This is a genomic window from Streptomyces musisoli (genome assembly GCF_016741855.1).
Classification (GTDB): domain Bacteria; phylum Actinomycetota; class Actinomycetes; order Streptomycetales; family Streptomycetaceae; genus Streptomyces; species Streptomyces musisoli.
Genome location: NZ_JAERRH010000065.1, coordinates 1 through 3,197, shown reverse-complemented (window position 1 = coordinate 3,197; position 3,197 = coordinate 1). Strand labels below are relative to the sequence as shown.

The 3,197-nt window shown below is 71.5% G+C and carries 1 protein-coding gene; it reads right to left on the bottom strand.

The genetic code is table 11. From position 1 onward, the window contains the following. A partial coding sequence (locus tag JK361_RS40405) for a non-ribosomal peptide synthetase (protein WP_307787455.1) occupies positions 1 to 3,172 on the bottom strand: 3,172 nt, incomplete at its 3' end. Between the last annotated feature and the right edge of the window lie 25 nt (positions 3,173 to 3,197).

Below are 3,197 nucleotides of genomic sequence, written 5' to 3'. Positions count from 1 at the left end.
TACCCTCCAGCCGGTTCAAAAACCACATCCGCCGCTGCGCGAACGACAACGGCACCACCGCCGGCCGCTCCACCGCGGCGAGTGCCCTCCGAGCGACGTCCGCCTGCCCCGTGTGGGCAGCCAGTTGAGCCACCGTGGGTGCCTCGAAGAGGGTGCGCAGCGGCAGTTCCACGCCGAGGGCGGTGCGGATGCGGCTGACGACCCGGGTCGCGAGCAGGGAATGGCCACCCAGGTCGAAGAAGCTGTCGTCGACGCCGACCACGTCCAGGCCGAGGACTTCGGCGAAGACCGCGCACAGCACCTCTTCGTGGACGCTGCGCGGCGCGCGGGCCGTAGTCGCCGGTTCGAAGGCCGGCGCGGGCAGGGCGCGGCGGTCGAGCTTGCCGTTGGGAGTCAGCGGAAGGGCCCGGAGCACGACCACGGCGGACGGAACCATGAACTCCGGCAGGCTTTCGCCGATGTCCCGCCGCACCGCGGCCGGGTCCGGCACATCGGCGTCGTTCGCCGGGACGACGTAGGCGACCAGGCGCTTGTCCCCCGGCCGGTCCTCACGCGCGATCACCGCGACCTGCCCGACCTGCGGATGTGCCGACAGGGCCGACTCCACCTCGCCGAGCTCGACGCGATAACCACGGATCTTGACCTGCTCGTCGGTGCGGCCGAGGAACTCCAGCACGCCGTCACCGGCACGCCGGCGGGCCAGGTCGCCCGTGCGGTACATCCGTTCACCCGGTGCTCCGAACGGGTCGGCGACGAACCGCTCACCTGTGAGGCCGGGTCGGTTCAGGTAGCCGCGGGCCAGTCCAGCGCCCGCGAGGTACAGCTCCCCCGTGACTCCGGCGGGCACCGGTCGCAGCGAGCGGTCCAGCACGTACGCGCGCGTCTCCTCCAGCGGCCGCCCCAGCGGCACGGGGCTGGTGACGTCGGCCGCCGCCCGCCACAGCTTGCCGGTCACGCACAGGGTCGTCTCGGTCGGACCGTACAGCGTGCGCACGCTCGTGCCGGGGCAGTGCGTGAGCACGTGGCGCATGGCGTCCGCCGAGATCACGTCACCACCGGTGAGTACCTCCCGGGTACGGGAGAAGGTCGTCACCAGGTCCTCGGCCATGACGCGGAAGAGGCCCGCCGTGAGGTGGAGGTGCGACACGTCGTGCGACCGCACCAGGCGGTCAAGATCCGCGGCCTCCAGGGTTCCCTCGGGAGCCACGACGACCCGGGCGCCGTTCAGCAGCGGCACCCAGATCTCGTACACGGAGATGTCGAAGGCGTGCGGGGCGTGCATCAGCACGCCGTCCCCGGGACCCACGTCCCACCCGGAGTCCACGACCAGATCGAGGACGTTGCGGTGCGAGACGGCCACGCCCTTGGGTACGCCCGTGGAACCCGACGTGTACATCACGTACGCCAGGGCGTCCGGAAGCACGGCCGCGGCGGTCACAGGGGTGGAGGATGTGCACGGGGTGGTCTCAGCGGTGGCAGGGCCGGCCGCAGCAACGGTGAGGTCGTCGACGACCAGCACCGTGACCCCCTGCTCCCGCTGCCCGGAGGCCAGGGCGTGCCCGGCGAACGCGGCATCGGTGAGCAGGACGGGTGCGTCGGCCTCGTCCAGCACCGCACGCATACGTGCGACCGGGTAACCGGTGTGGAGAGGTACGTACGTCCCGCCGGCCCGAAGCACGCCGAGCAGCGCGGCGACAAGGTCCGCCGAGCGCTCCATGAGCACGGCGACCGGGGTCTCCCCGGCCACGCCGAGTGTCGTCAGCCGCTCGGCCAGTGCCCGGGAGCGGGCGTCGAGTTCGGCGAAGGTCCACCGCACCTCGCCGCACTCCACGGCGATCGCACCGGGCGTGCGGGCCACGACGGCGGCGAACATCGCCGGGAGGGTGCCCGACGCCCCGCTGATCGCTGATGCGTCGCGTTCGGGTCGGGCGGGCCCCTGCCAGTCGACCAGGAGCTGGTGCAGCTCCCGCTCGGGGAGGAGTTGCAGCTCCGCCAGACGGGCGTCCGGATTCCGTACGGCATGCGCGAGGAGCAGATCGAATCGCTCGGCCATACCTTCCACGGTGATCCGGTCGAACAGGTCGGTCGCGTACTCGAAGACGCCGGACAGCCCGGCCGCCCCGCCGTTGCACGTGTGACGCTCGCCGACGTTGACGGTGAGGTCGAAGCGGGCGGCTGACACACGGGCCGCCTCGTCGACTCCGGCCGACACGGTGAGGCCGGGCAGGCTCAGGTCGGCCTGGTCGTTGTTCTGGAGGGCGAGCATGACCTGGAAGAGCGGGTGGCGGGACAGGGACCGCGTCGGGTTGAGTACCTCGACCAGGTGCTCGAAGGGCACGTCCTGGTGCGCGTAGGCCGCCAGGTCCGTCTCCCGCACCCGCCCGATCAGCTCACGGAACGTGGGATCACCGGACAGGTCCGTGCGCAACACCAGCGTGTTCACGAAGAACCCCACCAGATCGTCCAACGCCTCGTCGGTACGGCCCGCGACCGGCGAACCGATCGGAATGTCCGTCCCCGCACCCAAACGGGACAGGAGCGTGGCGAAGGCCGCCTGGAGCACCATGAACACGCTCGCACCCGACTCCCGCGCCAACGCGGCGAGGCGGGCGTGCGTCTGCGCGTCCACCTCGAAGGGCACGGCGTCGCCGCGATGGGACGCCACGGCAGGACGCGGCCGGTCCGTCGGCAGCTCCAGTTCATCGGGGGCCCCGTCCAGAGCCGCGGCCCAGTGGGCGAGCTGGCGCGAGCCCAGGCTCTCCGGATCGTCCTCGCTGCCCAGCAGATCGCGCTGCCAGAGGCTGAAGTCGGCGTACTGGACGGGCAGCGGCTCCCAGTCCGGAACGCGTCCCTCGGTGCGTGCCGCGTACGCGGTGGCTATGTCCCGCGCCAGCGGCGCCATCGACCAGCCGTCACCCGCGATGTGGTGGAGCACCACGACGAGGACATGCGTCGCATCACTCATCGCCCACAGCCGTGCGCGGAGCGGTGCGTCGGTGGTCAGGTCGAAGCCGGCGCCCACGAGGGCCGCGAGGCGCTCGACCGACTCGGCGGACGTGACGTCCTCCGGTTCGAGACCGGGAAGCTCAGGTGCGTCGGGGGAAAGGATGTGCTGGTAGGGCTCGCCGAGGGAGTTCTCAGGGAAGAGCGTCCGCAGACTCTCGTGCCGCACGATCACATCGTGGAATGCGGCCTGG